Source organism: Herbaspirillum sp. GW821-FHT09A12 (assembly GCF_059418325.1).
In genome coordinates, this window is record NZ_JBWKPR010000002.1 from 803064 (window position 1) to 824675 (window position 21612).

Below are 21612 nucleotides of genomic sequence, written 5' to 3' on the forward strand. Positions count from 1 at the left end.
AGGATCAACCGCGGCATTTCGCGCGCCTGCGGGGTATTCGGCATGAAACCTGCTAAGGAAAGCGAGCCGCATGGGGATGCGGCCCATAGGCCGCCAGCAAGCGGACAACCCTCCGCCAACCACAACACCAAGCCGATGCCGACACTAGCCGTCACGCTCAAAAAACATCTCAAGGCTGCGCGCCAGCAAGCTATCGATGCCTTCCAGTCCAACCACAAGACGGAACAGTTGCTGACCCAACTGCGCCGCAATGTCGACGAAGCGCTCACGCAGGCCTGGACCGAACTGGGAATGCCGGCCGACGCCGCCCTGGTGGCAGTCGGCGGCTATGGCCGCGGCGAACTGTTCCCGCATTCGGACGTGGACGTGCTGATCCTGCTGGCCAGGGCGGCCGAAGGCGCGGAAAAAGAGAAACTGGAATCGCTGGTGCAACTGTTCTGGGATATCGGCCTGGAAATCGGCCACAGCATCCGCACCATCGATGAATGCATGGACGAGTCGGCCGCCGACATCACGGTGCAGACCAGCCTGCTGGAAGCGCGCCTGGTCACCGGCAGCCGCAAGCTGTTCAAGCAACTGCAGGAGCGCTACCAGGCCGCGCTCGATCCGCTGGCATTTTTTCAGGCCAAGACGCTGGAAATGCGCCAGCGCCACGTCAAGTACGAAGATACCCCCTACAGCCTGGAACCCAATTGCAAGGAAAGTCCCGGCGGCCTGCGCGATCTGCAGGTGATCCTGTGGGTGGCCAAGGCGGCCGGACTGGGCGACTCCTGGAGCAAGCTGGCCGAACACGGCATGCTGACGGCCACCGAAGCGCGCCAGTTGCGCCAGAAGGAGCGCGCCTTCAAGGACATCCGCATCCGCCTGCACATCTACACCAACCGCCGCGAAGACCGCCTGGTGTTCGACATCCAGACGCCGATTGCCGAAAGCTTCGGCTTCAAGACCACCGACACCCGCCGCGCCAGCGAATACCTGATGCAGCGCTACTACTGGGCCGCCAAGGCGGTGACCCAGCTCAACACCATCCTGCTGCAAAACATCGAGGCTCACCTGTTCCCGCAGCAGGTCGTGCCCAAGCGCATCAACGACCGCTTCAACGAGGTCAACGGCTTCCTCGATATCGCGCACGAAGACGTATTCGAAAAGACCCCCTCGGCCATGCTGGAAGTGTTCCTGGTGCTGGCCGAGCATCCCGAACTCAAGGACATGTCGGCGCGCACCATGCGCGCGCTGTGGCACGCCCGCTTCAAGATCGACAACGCCTTTCGCAACGATCCGGAAAACCACCGGCTCTTCATGCAGATCATCCAGGGCAAGCGCGGCATCATGCACGCGCTGCGCCGCATGAACGCCACCAGCGTGCTGGGGCGTTATTTGCCGAACTTCCGCCATATCGTCGGCCAGATGCAGCACGACCTGTTCCACGTCTACACGGTGGACCAACACATCCTGATGGTGGTGCGCAACGTGCGCCGCTTCACCATGAGCGAACACGCCCACGAATACCCGTTCTGCAGCCAACTGATCGCCAACTTCGCCCAGCACTGGGTACTGTACGTGGCGGCGCTGTTCCACGACATCGCCAAGGGCCGCGGCGGCGACCACTCCAAGCTGGGCATGGCCGACGCCCGCCAGTTCTGCGAGCAGCATGGCATTTCCGAGGAAAACACCGAACTGATCGTGTTCCTGGTCGAACAGCACCTGGCCATGTCGCATGTGGCGCAAAAACAGGACTTGTCGGACCCCGACGTGATTTCGCAATTCGCCCAGATGGTCAAGGACGAGCGCCACCTGACCGCGCTCTACCTGCTGACCGTGGCCGACATCCGCGGCACCAGCCCCAAGGTATGGAACGCCTGGAAAGGCAAGCTGCTGGAAGACCTGTACCGCATGACGCTGCGCGTGCTGGGCGGCGAAGCGCCCTCGGCCGACCGCGAACTGAAGAACACCCAGCAGGAAGCCATCAAGACGCTGCGCCTGTACGGCCTGCCGGCCGACGCCCACGAGAAGTTCTGGAAGCAGTTGGATGTGGCCTATTTCCTGCGCCACGACGCCTCCGACATCGCCTGGCAGACCCGCTGCTTCTACGACAAGATCGACACCGACGTGCCGCTGGTGCGCTGCCGCCTGGCCCCCATCGGCGAAGGCGTGCAGGTCGCGGTCTACACGCCCGACCGCCCCGACCTGTTCGCCCGCATCTGCAGCTATTTCGATGAGAAGAACTTCAGCATCTTCGACGCCAAGATCCACACCACCCAGAGCAACTACGCGCTGGACGCCTTCCTGATCAATGCGCCGGTATTCGCCAGGAACTATCGCGACATCATCAACCTGATCGAGCACGAACTGGGCGAGCTGCTGAAGTCGGACGCGCCGTTGCCGGCGCCGTCGAAGGCGCGCCTGTCGCGGCTGTCGCGCACCTTCCCGGTCAACCCGGCGGTCGACCTGCGCCCCGACGAGCGCGGGCAGTACTACCTGCTGTCGGTCTCGGCCAACGACCGCGCCGGGCTGCTGTACTCGATCTCCAACGTGCTGGCCAAGTACAAGATCAACCTGCACACCGCCAAGGTGATGACCCTGGGCGAACGGGTGGAAGACGTGTTCCTGATCGACGGCCCGGGGCTGAACCAGCCGCGCAACCAGATCATGCTGGAAACCGAGCTGCTCAAGACCCTGCGCATCTGAGCCGCTCCGGCATCATCGTCATCGGCCGGCGCCCAGCCTTGGCGCGCCGGCTCCCAGGCCGTACAATCTCACCCTCGCCGCCCGCCGGCATCTTTACGCATTTGCAAGGCCCTTCATGACCGAACCCGTCCGCCTCTCCAAACGCATGTCCGAACTCGGCCTGTGCTCGCGCCGCGAAGCCGACGAGTGGATAGAAAAAGGCTGGGTGCGCGTGGACGGCGTGGTGGTATCGGTGCTCGGCAGCAAGGTGCTGCCGCACCAGAAGGTCACCGTGGAACGCCAGGCCAGCGCCGAGCAATCCCAGCGCGTGACCATCCTGATCAACAAACCCATGGGCTATGTCAGCGGCCAGGCCGAGGACGGCTACAAACCGGCGGTAGTGCTGGTCAATGCCGAATCGCGCTGGCAGGAAGACACGGCCGAGATGCAGTTCCATCCCAAGCAATTGCGCAGCCTGGTGCCGGCCGGACGCCTGGATATCGATTCGGTGGGCCTGCTGGTGCTGACCCAGGACGGGCGCATTGCCAAACACCTGATCGGCGAGGATTCCGCAGTCGACAAGGAATACCTGGTGCGCGTGAAGTACACGCGTCCCGGCAAGCTGCCGGAGCATGACCTCAAACGCCTGAACCACGGCCTGATCATGGATGGCAAGCCGCTCAAGCCGGCCAAGGTGGAATGGCAGAACGAAGACCAGTTGCGCTTCGTCCTGCGCGAAGGCAAGAAGCGCCAGATCCGCCGCATGTGCGACATGGTGGGACTGAAGGTGATCGGCCTGAAGCGCGTGCGCATCGGCGGCGTCAAGCTGGGCGAGCTGCCCACCGGGCAATGGCGCTATCTGCGGCCGGACGAGCAGTTCTGACCCTGCCCCCGCATGCCCCGACCGCTGGCGCCCGGATCAGAGGAAGCGATCCAGGATCTTGCGGCTGTGCTTGTCCAGCGCCTTCAGGTCGCGCACCAGGAACTGGATGCTGTGGCTGTCGGCGATCAGCAAGGCCGACTGCGGCAAGCGCCGGATATCTTCCTCGCCCTTCAAGGTAAACGTCGTGACGCCGCGGCTGGTTTCCACCGTCCAGTCGCTGGGGGTGGCGTAGGTGGAAACGCCGACGATGCGCAGGATCTCCGGCATGAACTCGCGGCTGGCCAATTCCTCTTCGATCAGGGCGCGCACTTCCGCGCCGACCTGTTCCAGCCGCTCGATCCAGGCCAGCTCGTGGCCGTCGCTGCTGACGATGGAAATGCCGTGGTCCGGCGCCCCGATCGGAAACGCCCGCACCGGGATCACATTCTCGCTCTCAATGCCGTCGGCGCCGATGAAGACCAGCCGGCCGAAGCTGTTGCGGCGCAAGGCGATAGACGCCAACGGCGTTGCCGTTATGGTTGGGATCGTGGTCATGCTCATTCTCCTCCCTCGGCCTGGCTGACCGAGACTTCCGCCTCGCCCTCGGGGTTGCGCGCCTGCGCCTGGTACAGCTTGTAATAGTGGCCTTCGCGCGCCATCAGTTCCTCATGGTTGCCGACCTCCACCACCTGGCCGCGATCCAGCACCACCAGGCGATCGGCCTTGCGCAGCGTCGACAAGCGGTGGGCAATGGCAATCGTGGTGCGGCCCTGCACCAGGTTGTCCAGCGCCTTCTGGATTTCCTTCTCGGTGGTGGTGTCGACCGACGAGGTCGCCTCGTCCAGGATCAGGATACGCGGGTCGATCAGCAGCGCGCGCGCGATCGAGATGCGCTGGCGCTCGCCGCCCGACAAGGCCTGGCCGCGTTCGCCCACCAGCGAGTCGTAGCCCTGCGGCAAACGCAGGATGAATTCATGCGCATGCGCCGCGCGGGCGGCGGCCACGATTTCTTCGCGCGTGGCCTCCGGTTTGCCGTAGGCGATGTTCTCGGCGATGGTGCCGAAGAACAGGAAAGGCTCCTGCAGCACCAGGCCGATGTTGCGGCGATATTCCGAAATCGGCAGCGAGCGGATGTCGACGCCGTCGATGCGGATCGCGCCTTCCGACACGTCATAGAAACGGCAGATCAGGTTGACCATAGTCGACTTGCCCGAGCCGCTGTGGCCGACCAGGCCGATCATCTCGCCCGGCGCGATGGACAGGCTCATGTTGCGGATCACCGCGCGGTTGCCGTAGCGGAAACCGATGTTGCGCACCTCGATGGCGCCCTTCACGTTCGCCAGGTGCACCGGGTTGGCCGGCTCGGGCACGCTGGAAACGTGGTCGAGGATATCGAAGATACGCTTGGCGCCGGCGGCCGCCTTTTGCGTCACCGACACGATACGGCTCATCGAATCGAGTCGGGTATAGAAGCGGCTGATGTAAGCCAGGAAGGCGGTCAGCACACCCACCGTGATCTGGTTGTTCGATACCTGCCAGATGCCGAACACCCACACCACCAGCAAGCCGACTTCGGTCAGGAAGGTCACGGTCGGGGTGAACAGCGACCAGATCTTGTTGACGCGGTCGTTGACCACCAGGTTGTGGCGGTTGGCCTCGCGAAAACGCGCCACCTCGCGCTTTTCCTGCGCGAAGGCCTTGACCACGCGGATGCCGGGAATGGTGTCGGCCAGCACATTGGTCACTTCCGACCAGATGCGGTCGATCTTTTCAAAGCCGTGGCGCAGGCGGTCGCGCACCACATGGATCATCCAGGCGATGAACGGCAACGGCAGCAAGGTGACCAGCGCCAGCCACGGGTTGATCGAGATCAGGATGGCCGCCGTCATGATGATCATCAGCACATCGATGGCGAAATCCAGCAGGTGCAGCGACAGGAACACGCAGATGCGGTCGGTCTCGGAGCCGATGCGCGCCATCAGGTCGCCGGTGCGCTTGCCGCCGAAATACTCTTGCGACAGGCGCAGCAAGTGCTCATAGGTGCTGGTGCGCAGGTCGGCGCCGATGCGCTCGGACACCAGCGCCAGGATGTAGGTGCGCGCCCAGCCCAGCCCCCAGGCCAGCAAGGCCGCGCCCAGGAGGCCGGAGAGGTACAGCATGGCAAGGTGGGTGTTGATCGGCGCGCCGTTCTGGAACGGGATCAGCACATTGTCCATCAGCGGCATGGTCATGTACGGCGGCACCAGCGTGGCGGCGGTCGACGCCAGCGTCAGCAGGAAGCCCAGCAGCAGCGAACCCTTGTAAGGCTTGGCGAAGCGCGACAGGCGGAACAGCGCCCAGGTCGACGGCGGCGCTTCCTTGACCTCGGGGCAGATGGCACAGGTTTCCTGCCCCTCTGGAATGGGCGCCTTGCACTGCGGGCAGATGTCGCCGCCCTCTTCTTCCGGCGCCACACCGGATGCCGCCATGTCGCGCTGCTGCTCGAACAGCTTGATCAGGCGCAGCGCCTGCGGATTCTGCGCCAGCGTATAGCGCCAGGCGGCCAGGCGGCCATGCTCATCGCATAGCTCCAGCGTGCCGACGCCGGCATGGTCGACATGCTTCAAGGAAAGTTCGGGACGGTAAACCCACTCCTGCCAGACGGTGCCTTCCGGCGTGTTGGCCAGCAAGCGGGTTTCGGTGGCAAGCACCAGCGAAGACCTGAATTGCAATTGCGAGTCGAGATCCAACTCCAGCCAGGCCACGATCTTTTCGTTGGCGGCCAGGCGGGCTGCGGTTTCCGTTCCCCAGCGTTCGGGCAAGCTGGCGATGGCGGAAGGATGGGAATCAATAGTCATTTAACGGCAACGTTGGGCCCGATGCGAGCGATTGGCAATCTGCAAAGTACAAAGTCGGAGCGCGGCCGGAAGCGTCGTCCGGCCATGAACAGCGCGCGATTATAGCGCTCACTAGGGGCTGTTGACATTCAATTTGCGAGTGCGAACGGTCATCAGGCGTTGCCTGCCTAGGCGTGGCGACGCGTCGTAGCGGTGCTACGGCAAGGAGCCACAACAACGGCAGGCGACGCCTGATGGCCGTTCCCGGAGGGTTGCCCCCAGAATGCGCGCTGGCCGCGTTGCCCGGCCTGACTGGTGGGGCCACCACCAGTCAGGCCGGGCGCCTTGCCACCCCGCATTCTGGGGGCAACGCATCTCGCAAATTGAATGTCAACAGGCCCTAGCATTCATAACGCAAGACACCCCAAAACGGTGGACGCCGGGCCGGATCGTCGAGAACCCTTTCCCAGCGGATGCGACAACGGCCGCGGCGCGGCGAAATTCACGCCATGGGCGGGAGACAGTCTGAGACAATACTGGCCGAGAAGCCCGCGCTATCGACCTTTTTGCCGCGACAGTAAACCAATCGTGCCCCGATGCGTTAGTGGGGCATGGGCTATTCTGACGAAATACTGACCATTACTTGCAAATAAGCAACAATACAGCAAAACATTGGCGCAACAGCAATCATCAACAAACGGTACAACAAACGGCACATTACGCGGCACATCATCCAGACATGAAAAATATCGAATTCCTCCGTTTCCTGCCCTTGCAAGGTCCCAACATCTGGACCTACCGTTCGGCCCTCGAAGTCTGGATCGACATCGGCGAACTGGAAGATTTTCCGTCCAATACCCTGCCCGGGTTCAACCAGCGCCTGACCACCTGGCTGCCCACCCTGATCGAACACCGCTGCAGCTATGAAGTGCGCGGCGGCTTCGTCAAGCGCCTGGAAGAAGGCACCTGGCCCGGCCACATCCTGGAACACGTCACGCTGGAACTGCAAAACCTGGCCGGCTTGCCGGGCGGCTTCGGCAAGGCGCGCGAGACCAATGTGCGCGGCGTCTACAAGGTAGTCGTGCGCGCCCGCCATGAAACGGTCACCCGCGCCGCCCTCTACGCCGCGCGCGACCTGGTCATGGCCGCCATCGAAGACCAGCCCTACGACCTCGAGGCCACGCTGGCCAAGCTGCGCCGCATGGTCGACAAGCTCTGCCTGGGCCCCAGCACCGCCTGCATCGTGGATGCCGCCGACGAGCGCCGCATCCCCACCATCCGCCTGTCCGAAGGCAACCTGGTGCAGCTCGGCCACGGCTGCAAGCAGCGCCGCATCTGGACCGCCGAGTCCGACCAGACCGGCGCCATCGCCGAGAGCGTCTCGCGCGACAAGGACCTGACCAAGACCCTGCTGGAAAACTGCGGCGTGCGCGTACCTGAAGGCCGCCTGGTCGACAGCCCGGAAGACGCCTGGGACGCCGCCGAAGACATCGGCCTGCCGGTAGTGGTCAAGCCTTGCGACGCCAACCACGGCCGTGGCGTCTTCATCGACCTCAACACCCGCGAAGAAATCGAGACCGCCTACAAGGCCGCCCTGGAAGAAGGCAGCGGCGTGCTGGTCGAACGCTATGTGCCGGGCCTGGAACACCGCCTGCTGATCGTCGGCGGCAAGCTGGCCGCGGCCGCGCGCGGCGAACCGATCTTCATCATCGGCGACGGCAAGTCCACGGTGCAGGAGCTGCTCGATGAACTCAACCGCGACCCGCGCCGCGGCCTGCTGGAAGAACACCTGCTCGACCCGGTGCTGCTGGAACGCGAACCGGCCGCCGTGCTGGAACTGCAACGCCAGGGCCTGAGCACCGAGTCAGTGCCGGCCGCCGGCCGCCGCATCCTGCTGCTGCGCAACGGCAACGTCTCGGCCGACGTCACCGACAAGGTTCATCCCAGCGTCGCCGCCGCCGCCTCGCTGGCCGCGCGCATCGTCGGCCTGGATATCGCCGGCGTGGATATCGTCGCCGAAGACATCTCGCGCCCCCTGGCCGAGCAAGGCGCCGCCATCGTCGAAGTCAACGCCGGCCCCGGCCTGCTGATGCACCTGAAGCCTTCCGAAGGCCAGCCGCGCCCGGTGGGCGAAGCCATCCTCGACAACCTGTTCGGCGCAGACGAGAACGGCCGTATCCCCATCGTCGGCGTCACCGGCACCCACGGCAAGACCACCATCTCGCGCCTGATCGCCCGCATCATCCACCTCTCCGGCAAGCATGTCGGCCTGGCCTGCGGCGACGGCCTGTATTTCGGCGAACGCGTGGTCGAGCGCGGCAACCGCGCCAACTGGGGCGCCGCCCATCGCGTCCTGCTCAACCGCGCGGTGGAAGCCGCCGTGTTCGAGAACGGCAGCGTCTCCATCCTCTCCGAAGGCCTGGCCTACGACCGTTGCCTGGTCGGCGTGGTGGCCAACATCGACCCCGACGACAGCCTGCCCGAGTACTACATCGAAAACGCCGAACAGATGGCGACCAAGGTCAAGCGCACCCAGATCGACCTGGTGCTGCCGGACGGCGCGGCCGTGCTCAACGCCGACGACCCGCTGGTGGCCGACATGGCCCAGCTGTGCGACGGCGAAGTGATCTTCTTCGGCGTCCACCCGGAGTCGCCGCTGTTGGCCGCGCACCTCAAGGACGGCGGCCGCGCGGTGTTCCTGCGCGGCGGCGACCTGATCCAGGCCGCCGGCGAGCGCGAGTTCAAGGTCAGTTCGGTGGACGCCATCCCACTGACCGAAAACGGCGCCGTGGCCTACCAGGTCGAGAACGTCCTGGCCGCAGTGGGCGCCGCCTGGGCGCTGGGCATCGGCCCCGAGGTGATCCGCGCCGGCATCGAGCTGTTCGGCACCGAACAGGCCGAGCAGCAAGGCTTCAAATTCAAGGCGCAGGCCGCCTGAACGCGGCACCAGCAGTCAGTAAAAACACCACTCAAGAGACACTCAGGAAAATTGTCCATGGACGTATCACGCATTCGCGCACTGCGCGGCCCCAACCTCTGGTGCAGACACACCGCCATCGAAGCCATCGTCTCCTGTCCCGCCGCGGAACAGGTGGTGAACGACATGCCCGGCTTCGAAGTGCGCCTGCGCGCGCGCTTCCCGCAGATCGGCTTCCTCGAACCCGATGGCGGCAAGCAGGTGGTGTCGATGGCGCATGCGCTGGCCTCGGCCGCGCTGGCGCTGCAGTCGCAGGCCGGTTGCCCGGTCACCTTCAGCCGCACCGTCTCCACCATCGAGACCGGCGTCTACCAGGTAGTGGTTGAATACAGCGAAGAGGAAGTCGGCCGCCTGGCCTTCGATCTGGCGCTGGAGTTGTGCCGGGCCGCGCAAGCCGATACGCCATTCGACCTGACCGGTGCGCTGGCGCGCATCCGCGAGCTGGACGAGGACGTGCGCCTGGGCCCCAGCACCGGCTCCATCGTCAATGCCGCCATCAAGCGCGGTATCCCGTTCCGCCGCCTGACCCAGGGCAGCATGGTGCAGTTCGGCTGGGGCAGCCGCCAGAAACGCATCCAGGCCGCGGAAACCAGCAACACCAGCGCCATCGCCGAATCGATCGCGCAGGACAAGGACCTGACCAAGATGCTGCTGCACGCGGCCGGTGTGCCGGTGCCCAACGGCCGCGTGGTCACCACCGCCGAAGATGCCTGGAAGGCCACTGAAGAGATCGGCGCCGCGGTCGTGATCAAGCCGCTGGACGGCAACCAGGGCAAGGGCGTGGCGGTCAACATCAGCAGCCGCGCCGAAATCGAGCAAGCCTTCGCCAATGCCGCGCGCATCAGCGACGAAGTCATCGTCGAGCGTTACCTGCACGGCCACGATTACCGCCTGCTGGTGATCGGCAACAAGCTGGTGGCCGCGGCGCGGCGCGACCCGCCGCAAGTCATCGGCGACGGCGTGCACACCATCCGCCAGTTGATCGACCAGGTCAACGCCGACCCGCTGCGCGGCGATGGCCATGCCACCTCGCTGACCAAGATCCGCCTGGACGACATCGCCATCTCGGTGCTGGCCGGCCAGCATCTCGACCCGGAAGCCATTCCGGCCCAGGGCGTGCGCGTGGTCTTGCGCAACAACGCCAACCTCTCCACCGGCGGCACCGCCACCGATGTCACCGACGACGTCCATCCCGACATGGCCGCGCGCGCCATCGCCGCGGCGCAGATGGTGGGCCTGGACATCTGCGGCGTCGACGTGGTGTGCAACTCGGTGCATGCCTCGATGGAAGAGCAAGGCGGCGGCATCGTCGAAGTCAACGCCGCGCCCGGCCTGCGCATGCACCTCTCGCCCTCCTACGGCAAGAGCCGCGACGTCGGCGAAGCGATCGTCTCGACCATGTATGAAGACGGCGACGACGGCCGTATCCCGGTGGTGGCCGTGGCCGGCACCAACGGCAAGACCACCACCGTGCGCCTGATTACCCATCTGCTGGCCGAGACCGGCCTGCGCGTGGGCATGACCAATACCGACGGCGTCTACATCGACAAGCAGCGCATCGACACCGGCGACTGCAGCGGCCCGCGCAGCGCCCGCAATGTGCTGTTCCACCCGGACGTGGATGCCGCCGTGCTGGAAACCGCGCGCGGCGGCGTGCTGCGCGAAGGCCTGGGCTTCGACCGCTGCCATGTCGCGGTGGTCACCAACATCGGCATGGGCGACCACCTCGGCCTGTCCTACATCAGCACGGTGGAAGACCTGGCCGTGGTCAAGCGCGTCATCGTCGAGAACGTGGCGCCCACCGGCACTGCCGTACTCAACGCGGCCGACCCGATGGTGGCGAAGATGGCCTCATCCTGCCCCGGCTCGGTGACCTTCTTCGCGCTCGACCCGCAGCACCCGATCATGGCCACGCACCGCGCCCAGGGACACCGCATCGTCTACCGCGACGGCGATGCCATCGTCGCCGCGCAAGGCGGCTTTGAGCAGCGCCTGAAGCTGTCCGGCATCCCGCTCACGCGCAACGGCGGCATCGGCTTCCAGGTCGAGAACGTGATGGCCTCGGTGGGCGCCGCCTGGGCGCTGGGCCTGGACTGGGCACACATCGCCGCAGCCCTGAACAGCTTCATCAGCGACAGCGACACTGCCCCCGGCCGCTTCAACCTGTTCGACTACAAGGGCGCCACGCTGATTGCCGACTATGGCCACAACCCGGACGCCATCGCCGCGCTGATCAAGGCCGTCGACAGCATGCCCTCCAAGCGCCGTTCGGTGGTCATCAGCGGCGCCGGCGACCGCCGCGACGCCGACATCACCCAGCAGACCGAAATGCTGGGCGATGCCTTCGACGAAGTGGTGCTGTACCAGGACCAGTGCCAGCGCGGCCGCGTCGACGGCGAAGTGATCGCGCTGCTGCGCCAGGGCCTGGAGAAAGCCACTCGCACCAGCGACATCAAGGAGATCTATGGCGAGTTCCTGGCCATCGATACCGCCTTGGCGTCGCTCAAGGATGGCGACCTGTGCCTGATCCTGATCGACCAGATCGACGAGGCGCTGGCGCACATCAACATGCGCGTGGCCGAAGCCTGACACGGCTGACCGGCAAGGCCTGAACGGCCGGCGGCGAAATCTCGCTGCCGGCCGTTTTCTATTGGGGCCCGGCGCCCACGCTGCGCAAAATGAAATCCCTTCTCTCCGCCAACTTTCCCGCCGGCACTTCCAGCAAGCGATACCCGAGTTCTTGATAGATCTCACGCATCACATCGTGGGTGGCGACGGCCTCTTCCCAGCTTTGCTTGCGCTCCCGGTCGGTTTCATAGATTTCTTTCCACGGCGGCAGGATGAACACCCGCCGGGAGTAGCGCCACGCCTTGGCCGCATGCCTTGCCAGTGCAAGCAGCGCGGCTGCTTGCGGCAAACTATCCAGGCCTTCCAGCCGCAGGTATCCAAGGAGATCGGGAATGCCTCGATCGCAAAAGACGATGCCCTCAATGGAATGCTTGGCCCGGACGGCATGTGCGCGGCAATGCGCGACCTCCGCCGCCAGCATCGCCTCGGCAAAGGCCAGTTTGTCCTTCCAGGGCAGCGCGCTGCCCTCTGACGCCATCTGCTGCCGGATGATGATGCGCCCGACCTCCTCCTTGATGCCGTGGCCTTGTTCCTGCAAGGCATGCAACAGGGAAGTCTTGCCCGCACCGGGGCCGCCGGTGACGATGCACAAATGCTCAAGATGACTGATCATGGATGGACTCCCGGAATTTCACTCATTGGATAACATGCCCCCGATGGCGTCGGACGCATGTTATCCAGAGAATTGCGGAGAATAGGTACGGGGAATATCGATGCAGCGTATGCCGCAGAAGGAAGGATGCACACCATCCCCGTGACCGCCGGGATGGTGCGTACTGCAGAAGGTTCTCAATCGTCCTGGTTGGGATCGAGTTCCGGAAACAGCACCTCGGTAAAGCCGAACTGCGAGAAATCGCGGATGCGCATCGGATACAGGATGCCCAGCAGATGATCGCACTCATGCTGCACCACGCGCGCATGGAAGCCATCGACGGTGCGGTCGATCACATTGCCGTCCAGGTCGTAGCCTTGATAACGCAGGCTGCTCCACCGGGGCACCACGCCGCGCATGCCGGGCACCGACAGGCAGCCCTCCCAGCCATCTTCGATGGCGTCGGACAACGGGGTCAGCAGCGGATTGATCAGCACCGTCTCCGGTACCGGCGGCGCATCGGGATAGCGCTGGTTGCTGCCGAAACCGAAGATCACCAATTGCAGGTCGACGCCGATCTGCGGCGCCGCCAGACCGGCGCCGTTGACCGCGCGCATGGTTTCGAACATGTCATCCACCAGTTGCGCCAGTTCCGGCGTGCCGAACCGGATAACCGGCTGCGCCTGGCGCAACAGGCGGGGATCGCCCATTTTGAGGATGTCGCGGATGGCCATCTCTTTCTTGCTCCCAAAAGAATGACGCCCGGCAAAACCGGGCGCCTCCCATCATTATCGTCGATCCGGCCGGCTGCCGCTGCGGCCGCCGCCGCAGACCTTATCCGGCTTTGCGGCCAAGTTCCTTGAGGTATTCGCTGAACTCGGGGCCGGTTTCCGGGTGCTTCATGCCCATCGCCACCATCGCCTTCAGGTAACCGAGCTTGGAGCCGCAGTCATAGCGCTGGCCCTGGTAGCGGTACGCCAGCACGGACTCGGCCTGCATCAGCTTGGCGATGCCGTCGGTGAGCTGGATCTCGCCGCCGGCGCCGCGGCCGATGTTTTCCAGGCAATGGAAAATGCGGTTGTTCAGCACATAGCGGCCGACCACGGCCAGCGTCGAAGGCGCATCTTCCGGCGCCGGCTTTTCGACGATGGCATTGACGCGCTCGAGATCGGGCTGATAAGGCGTGGCGTTGACGATGCCGTACTGCTTGGTCTCGGCCCTGGGCACTTCCTGTACCGCCAGTATGCTCATGCCTTCGCGGGCGTAGATATCGGTCATCTGCGCCAGCACCGGCTTGACGCCGCTGTCGGTATCCATGAAGTCGTCGGCCAGCAGCACCGCGAACGGTTCTTCGCCCACCACCGGACGCGCGCACAGGACCGCATGGCCCAGGCCCAGCGGAGTCGACTGGCGGATGAAGATGCAATTGACGTTCTTGGGAACCACGTTCTGCACGATCTCCAGCAGCTTCTGCTTGCCCGCCGCCTCCAGTTCGCTCTCCAGCTCGTAGGCCTTGTCGAAATGGTCTTCGATGGCGCGCTTGTTGCGGCCGGTGATGAACACCATCTCGGTGATGCCGGCGGCCACCGCCTCTTCAACGGCGTAGTGGATCAGCGGCTTGTCGACGATGGGCAGCATTTCCTTGGGCTGCGCCTTGGTCGCCGGCAGAAAGCGGCTGCCCAGTCCGGCAACCGGGAAAACGGCTTTCTTGATCTTCTTGATCATTATTGCTCCCTGAGGATAGGTAATCTTTTCGGGCCCGATCTGCGTCGGTTGACGTGAATCGGGCGCAGTTTAATACATCTTGAACAACAAATTATGTTCGTTTCATGACATCCCGGCGCACAAGGCCTTGAGCTGGTCCTCATCCAGGATCGGCAGGCCCAGCTCCTCGGCCTTGGCCAACTTGCTGCCGGCCTCGGCGCCCGCCACCACATAGCTGGTCTTCTTCGATACCGAACCGGTCACCTTGCCTCCGGCCGCTTCGATCAATTGCGCCGCCTGGTCGCGCGACATGTTGGGCAAGGTGCCGGTCAGCACGAAGGTCTTGCCCTGCAAATGCTTGGGCTGGCTATCGGCCCCTGCCGTTTCCGGCCAGTGCACGCCCACCGCGCGCAACTGCTCCACCAGCTCGACATTGAGCGCATCGCTGAAGAATGCGCGGATGGAGCTGGCCACCACCGGGCCGATATCGGCCACTTCCAGCAATTGCTCTTCGCTGGCCGCCAGCAGTTTATCCAAAGCGCCGAAATGGCGCGCCAGTTCCTTGGCCGTGGCCTCGCCCACATGGCGGATGCCCAGGGCATAGATGAAGCGGGCCAGCGTAGTCGCCTTCGACTTTTGCAATGCGGCCAGCACGTTCTGCGCCGACTTTTCGGCCATGCGGTCCAGCGTGGCCAGTGCCAGCAGCCCGAGACGGTACAAGTCGGCAGGGGTGGTGACAATATTGCTGTCCACCAGTTGCTCCACCAGTTGCTCGCCCAGGCCTTCGATGTCCATCGCGCGGCGCGAGGCGAAATGCTGCAAGCCGCCCTTGCGCTGCGCCGAACACTTCAGCCAGCCGCCGGAACAGCGCGCGATGGCTTCGTCTTCGGCCCGCACGATAGGCGAACCGCAGACCGGGCATGCGGTAGGCATGACGAAAGCACGCGCATCGGCCGGACGTTTTTCCGGCACGAACGCCACTACCTCGGGGATGACATCGCCGGCGCGGCGCACGATGACGGTGTCGCCGACCTGGATATCCTTGCGCCGGACTTCATCTTCGTTGTGCAGCGTGGCGTTGGTGACGGTGACGCCGCCCACGAACACCGGGTTCAGGCGCGCCACCGGCGTGATGGCGCCGGTGCGGCCGACCTGCACCTCGATCTCCAGCACCTGCGTCAACGCCTCTTGCGCGGGGAATTTATGCGCCAGCGCAAAACGCGGCGCGCGCGAGACGAAACCGAGATGCTTTTGCTGGTCCAGGCGATCCACCTTGTAGACCACGCCATCGATTTCATAGGGCAGCGTCTCGCGCTTCTCGCCGATGCCGCGGAAGAAGTCCAGCAGCCCGGCCGCGCCCGACACCACGGCGCGCTCCTTGCACACCGGCAAACCGAGTGCCTGGTACCAGTCCAGCAGCGCCGAATGCGAGGCCGGCATGTCCATGCCTTCCAATACGCCGATGCCATAGGCGAAAAAACGCAAGGTGCGTTGCGCCGTGATGCGGGAGTCGAGCTGGCGCAGGCTGCCGGCGGCGGCATTGCGCGGGTTGGCGAACTCCTTCTGGCCGGCATCGCGCTGGCGCTGGTTCAGGCGCGCGAAATCTTCCTTGTACATCAGCACTTCGCCGCGCACATCCAGCACCGTGGGAATCTTCGTCCCGTGCAGGCGCAAGGGAATGGCGCGCACCGTGCGGATATTGGCGGTGACGTTCTCGCCGGTAGTACCGTCGCCGCGCGTGGCGGCCTGCACCAGCAGACCATCGACGTAGCGCAGGCTGATCGCCAGGCCGTCGAACTTCAGCTCGGCGGCGTAGCGCACTTCCTGCAGCGTCTCCAGGCCGTCCATGACGCGCTTGTCGAAGGCCTCGATGTCCTCGTCGGAAAAACCGTTGCCCAGCGACAGCATCGGAATATCGTGGCGCACCGGGTCGAACTGCGGCAGCGGCGCGCCGCCCACGCGCTGGGTGGGCGAATCGGACGTCAGCAATTCCGGATGCGCCGTCTCCAGCTCCTGCAGTTCCTGGAACAGGCGATCGTATTCGGCATCGGGGATGCTGGGCTGATCCAGCACATAGTAGGCGTGGTTATGCCGGTTCAGTTCGTCGCGCAATGCATGCGCACGAACCAGCCAGTCCGGCGCCCCTGGCGGGGGCGGACCTGCGGAAAACAAATCTGGTTGCATCTTGAATGGCTGAAAGGCCTTAGCTGAACAGGCGCAGCGCGCGCGTGGAACCTGCGGGAATGTCGGCCGACTCCATGGCGCTGTAGAACGCCGCCACTTGCTCGGCGATATCGGCCAGCGCGGCGTCGGACAGCATCTGGTTGCTGTCGTCGACCATGGTGCCGCCCAGGCGCGCGGCCAGCGAACGGGCGCAAGCCACCAGCGCGCCGTAGCCGTCGCGCGAAGGCGCCACGCGCGGCACGTCCAGCAGCAAGGTCAGGCGGTCGGTCGTCTCGTCGGCCTGGGTGGCGTTGGTCGAGAGCGCGAACAGCACCTCGCCCTCGCCGTCCTGCATCACCAGGTAGCCTTCGGTGCGACGGTCGAAACCCTGGCGGGTCAACGCCGCCAGCAAGGTCGCCAGGCTCCATGGCGCGCCATTGGTGCGCACGTTCACGCTCAACTGGACATCATGGTCGGCGATGAACTGATGCAGGGCCTGGGCGGTCTTGATGATGTCCGGCATGTCGGGCAGCTCAGGCTCGCCGGACAGCGTATCGGTCAGGTCGCGCAGGCGCATGACCAGTTCCGAATACTCGATCTCGTTCATCGCATTGCTGCGGTTGGCCAACTGGGCTCCGGCCAGCAAGGCGGTATAGACGCCGCCATGGCCGACGGCTTCCCACTCGCCTTCGGCGCTGCGGCCGATGAAATGCACCGGCTTGTTGCCCACGTGGCGCAGGTTCTGCAGCGCCGGCAGCAGCTTGTCGCCGCGCAGCGGGTGTTCCAATGCGATCGGGATGTTGCAGTCGATCAGTTCGTCCACCGGCAATTCGCGCTTGGGCTTGGCCGGAACCTGCCGTTCCGGCGGCGACGCGAAGGCCGGCGCCGACTCGATCTGCTCTTCGGCGCCGGCGATGACTTGCGCCACCGTCGATTGCGGCGCCTGGGCCAAGGTCTCGGCCAGTGCGGCATCGGCCGCCGGCGACGCATCGCCGATATAAGGTTCGCGCTGCTCGAACTCGGCCTGGTCCAGATAGGCCTTGAGCGGCGCCGGCACCGGCTTGCGCTCGGGCAGGTCGTACAAGCCGGGCTCCATGCGCTCGTCCGAGGCTTCCGCGGCTGGCGTGAAACCGGCCGCATGCTCCGTATGTTCGGCTACCGGCGCCTGGGGAGCGTCCTGGTCTTGCGGCGACATCAGCACGTCGTCGTGCGATGAAGAAAAGGCGCGCTCGACGGTCTTGCGCGCCTTGTGTTCCTGCCACTTGTTGTAGGAGATGACGCCGACGACGAAGACGCCGCCGATCACGATCAGGCTGGTCTGAAGATCCATCATGCTGCTTGCCCCTTCAGTGTGGCTGGCGAAAATGCCGCGGCTCGGGCGGCGCGGCGAAACATGTTCGGCTCGATAAAGCTACTCATTGAAGGAATAAATGTTGTTATTTTTCATGGCCCGCAGGCCGTAAAAAGCATGCCAAAGCACGTCAAACCTGGCGAATCCGGCCAGGAAAAACGCCCCGGCCGGGCTGTATGACAAGGTTCTCAGGGTAGTGTTCCACCCCGGCCTTGTCAAGCTGGCAAAGGCGCGCAGCGCCGCCTCAGGCGGCCTGCTCGGCGCTGGAAAAATTGGCCGCCGAATCCATGTCCACCGCCACGATGCGCGATACGCCCTGCTCCTGCATGGTCACGCCGATCAGTTGCTGCGCCATCTCCATCGCGATCTTGTTGTGCGAGATGAAGAGGAACTGGGTGTGCTCGGACATGCGCTTGACCATGTTGGCGAAACGCTCGGTGTTGGCGTCGTCCAGCGGCGCATCCACTTCGTCCAGCAGGCAGAACGGCGCCGGGTTCAGCTGGAACATGGAGAACACCAGCGCCGTCGCGGTCAGCGCCTTTTCGCCGCCCGACAGCAGGTGGATGGTGGCGTTCTTCTTGCCGGGCGGTTGCGCCATGACCTGCACGCCGGAATCCAGGATCTCGTCGCCGGTCATGATCAGCTTGGCCTGGCCGCCGCCGAACAGCACCGGGAACAGTTCCGAGAAATGGTGGTTGACCTTGTCGAAGGTATCTTGCAGCAGGCCGCGGGTCTCGATGTCGATCTTGTGGATCGCGTCCTGCAGCGTGGTGATGGCTTCGTTCAGGTCGGCATGCTGTGCATCCAGGAAGTGCTTGCGCTCGGAGGCCGTCGCCAGCTCATCCAGCGCGGCCAGGTTGACCGCGCCCAGCGCCGCGATGGCATTGGTCAGGCGGGTCACTTCGCCTTGCAGGTAGGACGGCCGCATGTCGGCGGTCAGCTTTTCGGACAGCGCGGCTTCGTCGGCCTGGGTCTGCGCCAGCGCTTCCGAGAACTGCTCCTGGTTCAGGCGCGCGGCCTGTTCCTTCAACTGCAGCTCGGTGATGCGGTCGCGCTGCGGCTGCAGGCTGCGCTCGGCCTGCATGCGGTTCTCTTCGTGCGTGCGCAGCTGCTGCGACAACTGGTCCAGTTCGTGGCGGGCGTCGGCCAGCGCGCGCTCCTGCTCGCTGCGGCGGTCCAGCAGTTCCTGCAAACCGGCCTGGGCCGCCTGGTCGTCCAGGCTTTCCAGTTCCAGGCTGCCCTGTTGCATGCTGGCGAACAGTTGCGCCGCCTGCTCCAGCGCGGTGGCGATGCTGCGCTTCAATTCCTCGATCTTGCTGCGCTGGGACTTCTCGGCGAATTCGGTTTCCTGCGCGGCGCGCTCCAGTTCGCGCAAGCGGGTGCGCGATTCGTTCAACTGCTGTTCCTTGCCCAGGTAATCGGTCTGGCCGTTCTCATGCTGCTCCTGCAACTCGGCCAGCTCGATATCGAGCTGCTCGAAACGCGCCTCGGATTCGGCCTGCACTTGCTGCTGCTCGGCTTCCTGCATGCCGATCTCTTCCAGGTCGGTGGCGATCTGGGTGCTGCGCTGGTTGAAGCGCTCCTGCACTTCGGCCAGTTTCATCACTTCGATCTGCAGGCTGTGCGTCGACTGGGTCAGGCTGCCCACCCGCTGGCGCAATTCCTGCAGGCGCTGCGAAGCAGCTGACAAGGCCGCCTCGGCGCGTACCGCCCGGCCCTTGGCTTCTTCGGCCAGCATGTATTGCGCACGTTGCTGCTTGGTGATGTTCTCGATTTCCTGCTGGCGCGCCAGCATGCCGTCCTGCTCCGAATCCGATGCGTAGAAACGCACGCTGGACTGGCTCACCACATGCCCCTGGCGGGTAACGAACACGCCGCCCAGCGGCAGATTGCCACGCTCGGCGAAAGCGATGGCGGTGTCGTCGGCCACATACACGTCCCTGAGCCAGTCGTTCATCAAGGCGCGCTGGCCGGGGTCGTTCAGTTGCAGCAGGTTGATGAAAGGCTTGAGGCCATTGGCCGCCGGCAGCGCCGGCTGGGCGATGCCGGCATTGGGCGCGTACAGCGCCAGCTTGGCCGGCGGCGCGTCGGAAAAGAAGGCCTTGGCCCAGTCCAGGTTGGACATTTCCAGCGCCGACATGCGTTCGCGCAGCACCGCTTCCAGCGCGGTTTCCCAACCCGATTCGATATGCAGCTTCTGCCACAGGCGCGGCAGCTCGGCCAGGCCGTGCTTCTCCAGCCAGGGCTGGACCTTGCCCTGCGCCTGCACGCTTTCCTGCAGTTGCTTCAACGCCGACAGGCGCGCTTCCAGCTGGGCGTTGGCCGAGGTTTCCTTGCTGACCAGTTCCTGCGCGGCGCGGCGCTCCTCTTCCAGGCGCGGCAGTTGTTCCTGGGCTTCTTCCAGGTACATGCCGGCCTCTTCCAGCGAGGCCTGCTTTTCTTCCAGCTGCAGCCTGAGGTTGGACAGGTGCACGTCGTCCGGCATGCTCAAGCCGTTCTTTTCCTGCATCAGGCGTTCACGGCGCGAGGCCAGGCCGGAGAGGATGTTGGAGGCGTTGCGCTGGTGCGTGGACTGCAGCTCGATCTGCTGCTGCACCTGCATGATCTTGCCGCGCGACTCGGTGGTCTTCAGTTGCGACTCGCGCCAGGCCTGCTCCAGCGCCGGCAGGCGCTCATTGGCGTCTTGCACCGCCTGCTGCGACTGTTCGACGCGCATGCCGAACTCTTCCAGCGCGATTTCAGCCTCGGCCAGCTCATCCTGCTGCTGCGAACCCTGGCGCTGCCACTGGTCGCGCTGGGCGGTCAGCGAATTCAACTGCGATTGCAGGCGGTTGCGCGATTCGATGACGAACTTGATCTGCGCTTCCAGGCTGCCGATCTCGGAGTTGGTCTGGTACAGGTGGCCCTGCGCCTGGTGCAGGCGATCGCCGGCGCCGTAGTGCGCCTGGCGCATATGTTCCAGTTCGGCCTCGACGTGGCGCAGCTTGGCGGTCTGTTCTTCCAGGTCGATCTGGGCGCGTTCGATCTCCTTGAAGAATTTTTCCTGCTCGCTCTTGGCTTCGTTCTTGCGCAGCAGCCACAGCAGCTTCTGCTTCTCTTCCTGGTCGCCTTGCAGCTCGTGGAATTTCTTGGCCACGGCGGCCTGGGCTTCCAGCTTTTCGAGGTTGGCGTTCAGCTCGCGCAGGATGTCTTCCAGGCGGGTCAGGTTTTCGGTGGTGTCGTGCAGGCGGTTCTCGGTCTCGCGGCGGCGTTCCTTGTACTTGGACACGCCGGCAGCCTCTTCCAGGAAGATGCGCAGCTCTTCCGGGCGCGCCTCGATGATGCGCGAGATCATGCCCTGGCCGATGATGGCGTAGGCGCGCGGCCCCAGGCCGGTGCCGAGGAAAATGTCCTGGATGTCGCGACGGCGCACCGCCTGGTTGTTGATGTAATAGGACGAGGTGCCGTCGCGGGTCAGCGTGCGCTTGACGGCGATTTCGGCATATTGCCCCCACTGCCCAGCAGCCTTGCCGGCGGCATTGTCGAACACCAGTTCGACCGACGCGCGCCCGGCGGGCTTGCGGTGGGTGGAACCGTTGAAAATGACGTCCTGCATGGATTCGCCGCGCAGCTCGGAGGCCTTGGATTCGCCCAGGACCCAGCGCACGGCATCGATGATATTGGATTTGCCGCAGCCGTTCGGCCCGACCACACCCACCAGTTGCCCCGGAACCTGGAAATGCGTAGGTTCGACGAAGGACTTGAATCCCGACAATTTAATGGAAGTTAGACGCACGTTATCGACAAAATGAACTGGTTGGCAGAAAGCGGAAAATTTGCTTCCGGAAAGCCCGGTATCATAACATCGCCGGC

Annotated in this window: 12 protein-coding genes; 4 read left to right on the forward strand and 8 right to left on the reverse strand. The window is 64.5% G+C overall.

The features are described from left to right. Positions 1–135 precede the first annotated feature (135 nt). Positions 136–2688 (forward strand): [protein-PII] uridylyltransferase, encoded by a 2553-nt coding sequence (locus AC07N6_RS08655; RefSeq protein WP_494779899.1) that lies wholly within the window; start codon positions 136–138, stop codon positions 2686–2688. Positions 2689–2803: 115 nt separating this feature from the next. Further along, positions 2804–3550 (forward strand): pseudouridine synthase, encoded by a 747-nt coding sequence (locus tag AC07N6_RS08660; protein WP_494779900.1) that lies wholly within the window; start codon positions 2804–2806, stop codon positions 3548–3550. A gap of 36 nt (positions 3551–3586) precedes the next feature. Here the strand turns inward: AC07N6_RS08660 and AC07N6_RS08665 are convergent, their stop codons facing one another. Continuing rightward, positions 3587–4084, reverse strand: a complete 498-nt coding sequence (locus tag AC07N6_RS08665) for a cyanophycin metabolism-associated DUF1854 family protein (RefSeq protein WP_494779901.1) — start codon at positions 4082–4084, stop codon at positions 3587–3589. A 2-nt stretch (positions 4085–4086) separates the two neighbouring features. Then, positions 4087–6366, reverse strand: coding sequence for a cyanophycin metabolism-associated ABC transporter (locus AC07N6_RS08670; RefSeq protein ID WP_494779902.1), 2280 nt, complete (start codon positions 6364–6366; stop codon positions 4087–4089). 718 nt (positions 6367–7084) lie between these two features. Here AC07N6_RS08670 and AC07N6_RS08675 point away from each other — a divergent pair. Further along, positions 7085–9283 carry a cyanophycin synthetase gene (locus tag AC07N6_RS08675; protein WP_494779903.1) on the forward strand — a complete coding sequence of 733 codons (2199 nt, stop codon included), beginning with the start codon at positions 7085–7087 and terminating at the stop codon, positions 9281–9283. A 57-nt stretch (positions 9284–9340) separates the two neighbouring features. Next, positions 9341–11911: a cyanophycin synthetase gene (gene cphA / locus AC07N6_RS08680; RefSeq protein WP_494779904.1), complete on the forward strand. Its 2571-nt coding sequence runs from the start codon at positions 9341–9343 to the stop codon at positions 11909–11911. Positions 11912–11969: 58 nt separating this feature from the next. Here cphA and AC07N6_RS08685 read toward each other — a convergent pair whose 3' ends face one another. The 6 genes from AC07N6_RS08685 to smc form a co-directional block, all read right to left on the reverse strand. Further along, positions 11970–12542: an AAA family ATPase gene (locus tag AC07N6_RS08685; RefSeq protein ID WP_494779905.1), complete on the reverse strand. Its 573-nt coding sequence runs from the start codon at positions 12540–12542 to the stop codon at positions 11970–11972. A 197-nt stretch (positions 12543–12739) separates the two neighbouring features. Then, positions 12740–13276: a peptide deformylase gene (gene def / locus AC07N6_RS08690; RefSeq protein WP_494779906.1), complete on the reverse strand. Its 537-nt coding sequence runs from the start codon at positions 13274–13276 to the stop codon at positions 12740–12742. A gap of 100 nt (positions 13277–13376) precedes the next feature. After that, positions 13377–14267 (reverse strand): UTP--glucose-1-phosphate uridylyltransferase GalU, encoded by an 891-nt coding sequence (gene galU / locus AC07N6_RS08695; RefSeq protein ID WP_494779907.1) that lies wholly within the window; start codon positions 14265–14267, stop codon positions 13377–13379. 102 nt (positions 14268–14369) lie between these two features. After that, complete coding sequence (gene ligA / locus AC07N6_RS08700; protein WP_494779908.1) at positions 14370–16430, reverse strand: NAD-dependent DNA ligase LigA; 2061 nt, start codon at positions 16428–16430, stop codon at positions 14370–14372. A 19-nt stretch (positions 16431–16449) separates the two neighbouring features. Continuing rightward, the gene (locus tag AC07N6_RS08705) at positions 16450–17742 is read right to left on the reverse strand and encodes a cell division protein ZipA C-terminal FtsZ-binding domain-containing protein (protein WP_494779909.1); all 1293 of its coding nucleotides are present in this window, start codon (positions 17740–17742) and stop codon (positions 16450–16452) included. Positions 17743–18004: 262 nt separating this feature from the next. Next, the gene (gene smc, locus AC07N6_RS08710) at positions 18005–21535 is read right to left on the reverse strand and encodes a chromosome segregation protein SMC (protein WP_494779910.1); all 3531 of its coding nucleotides are present in this window, start codon (positions 21533–21535) and stop codon (positions 18005–18007) included. Between the last annotated feature and the right edge of the window lie 77 nt (positions 21536–21612).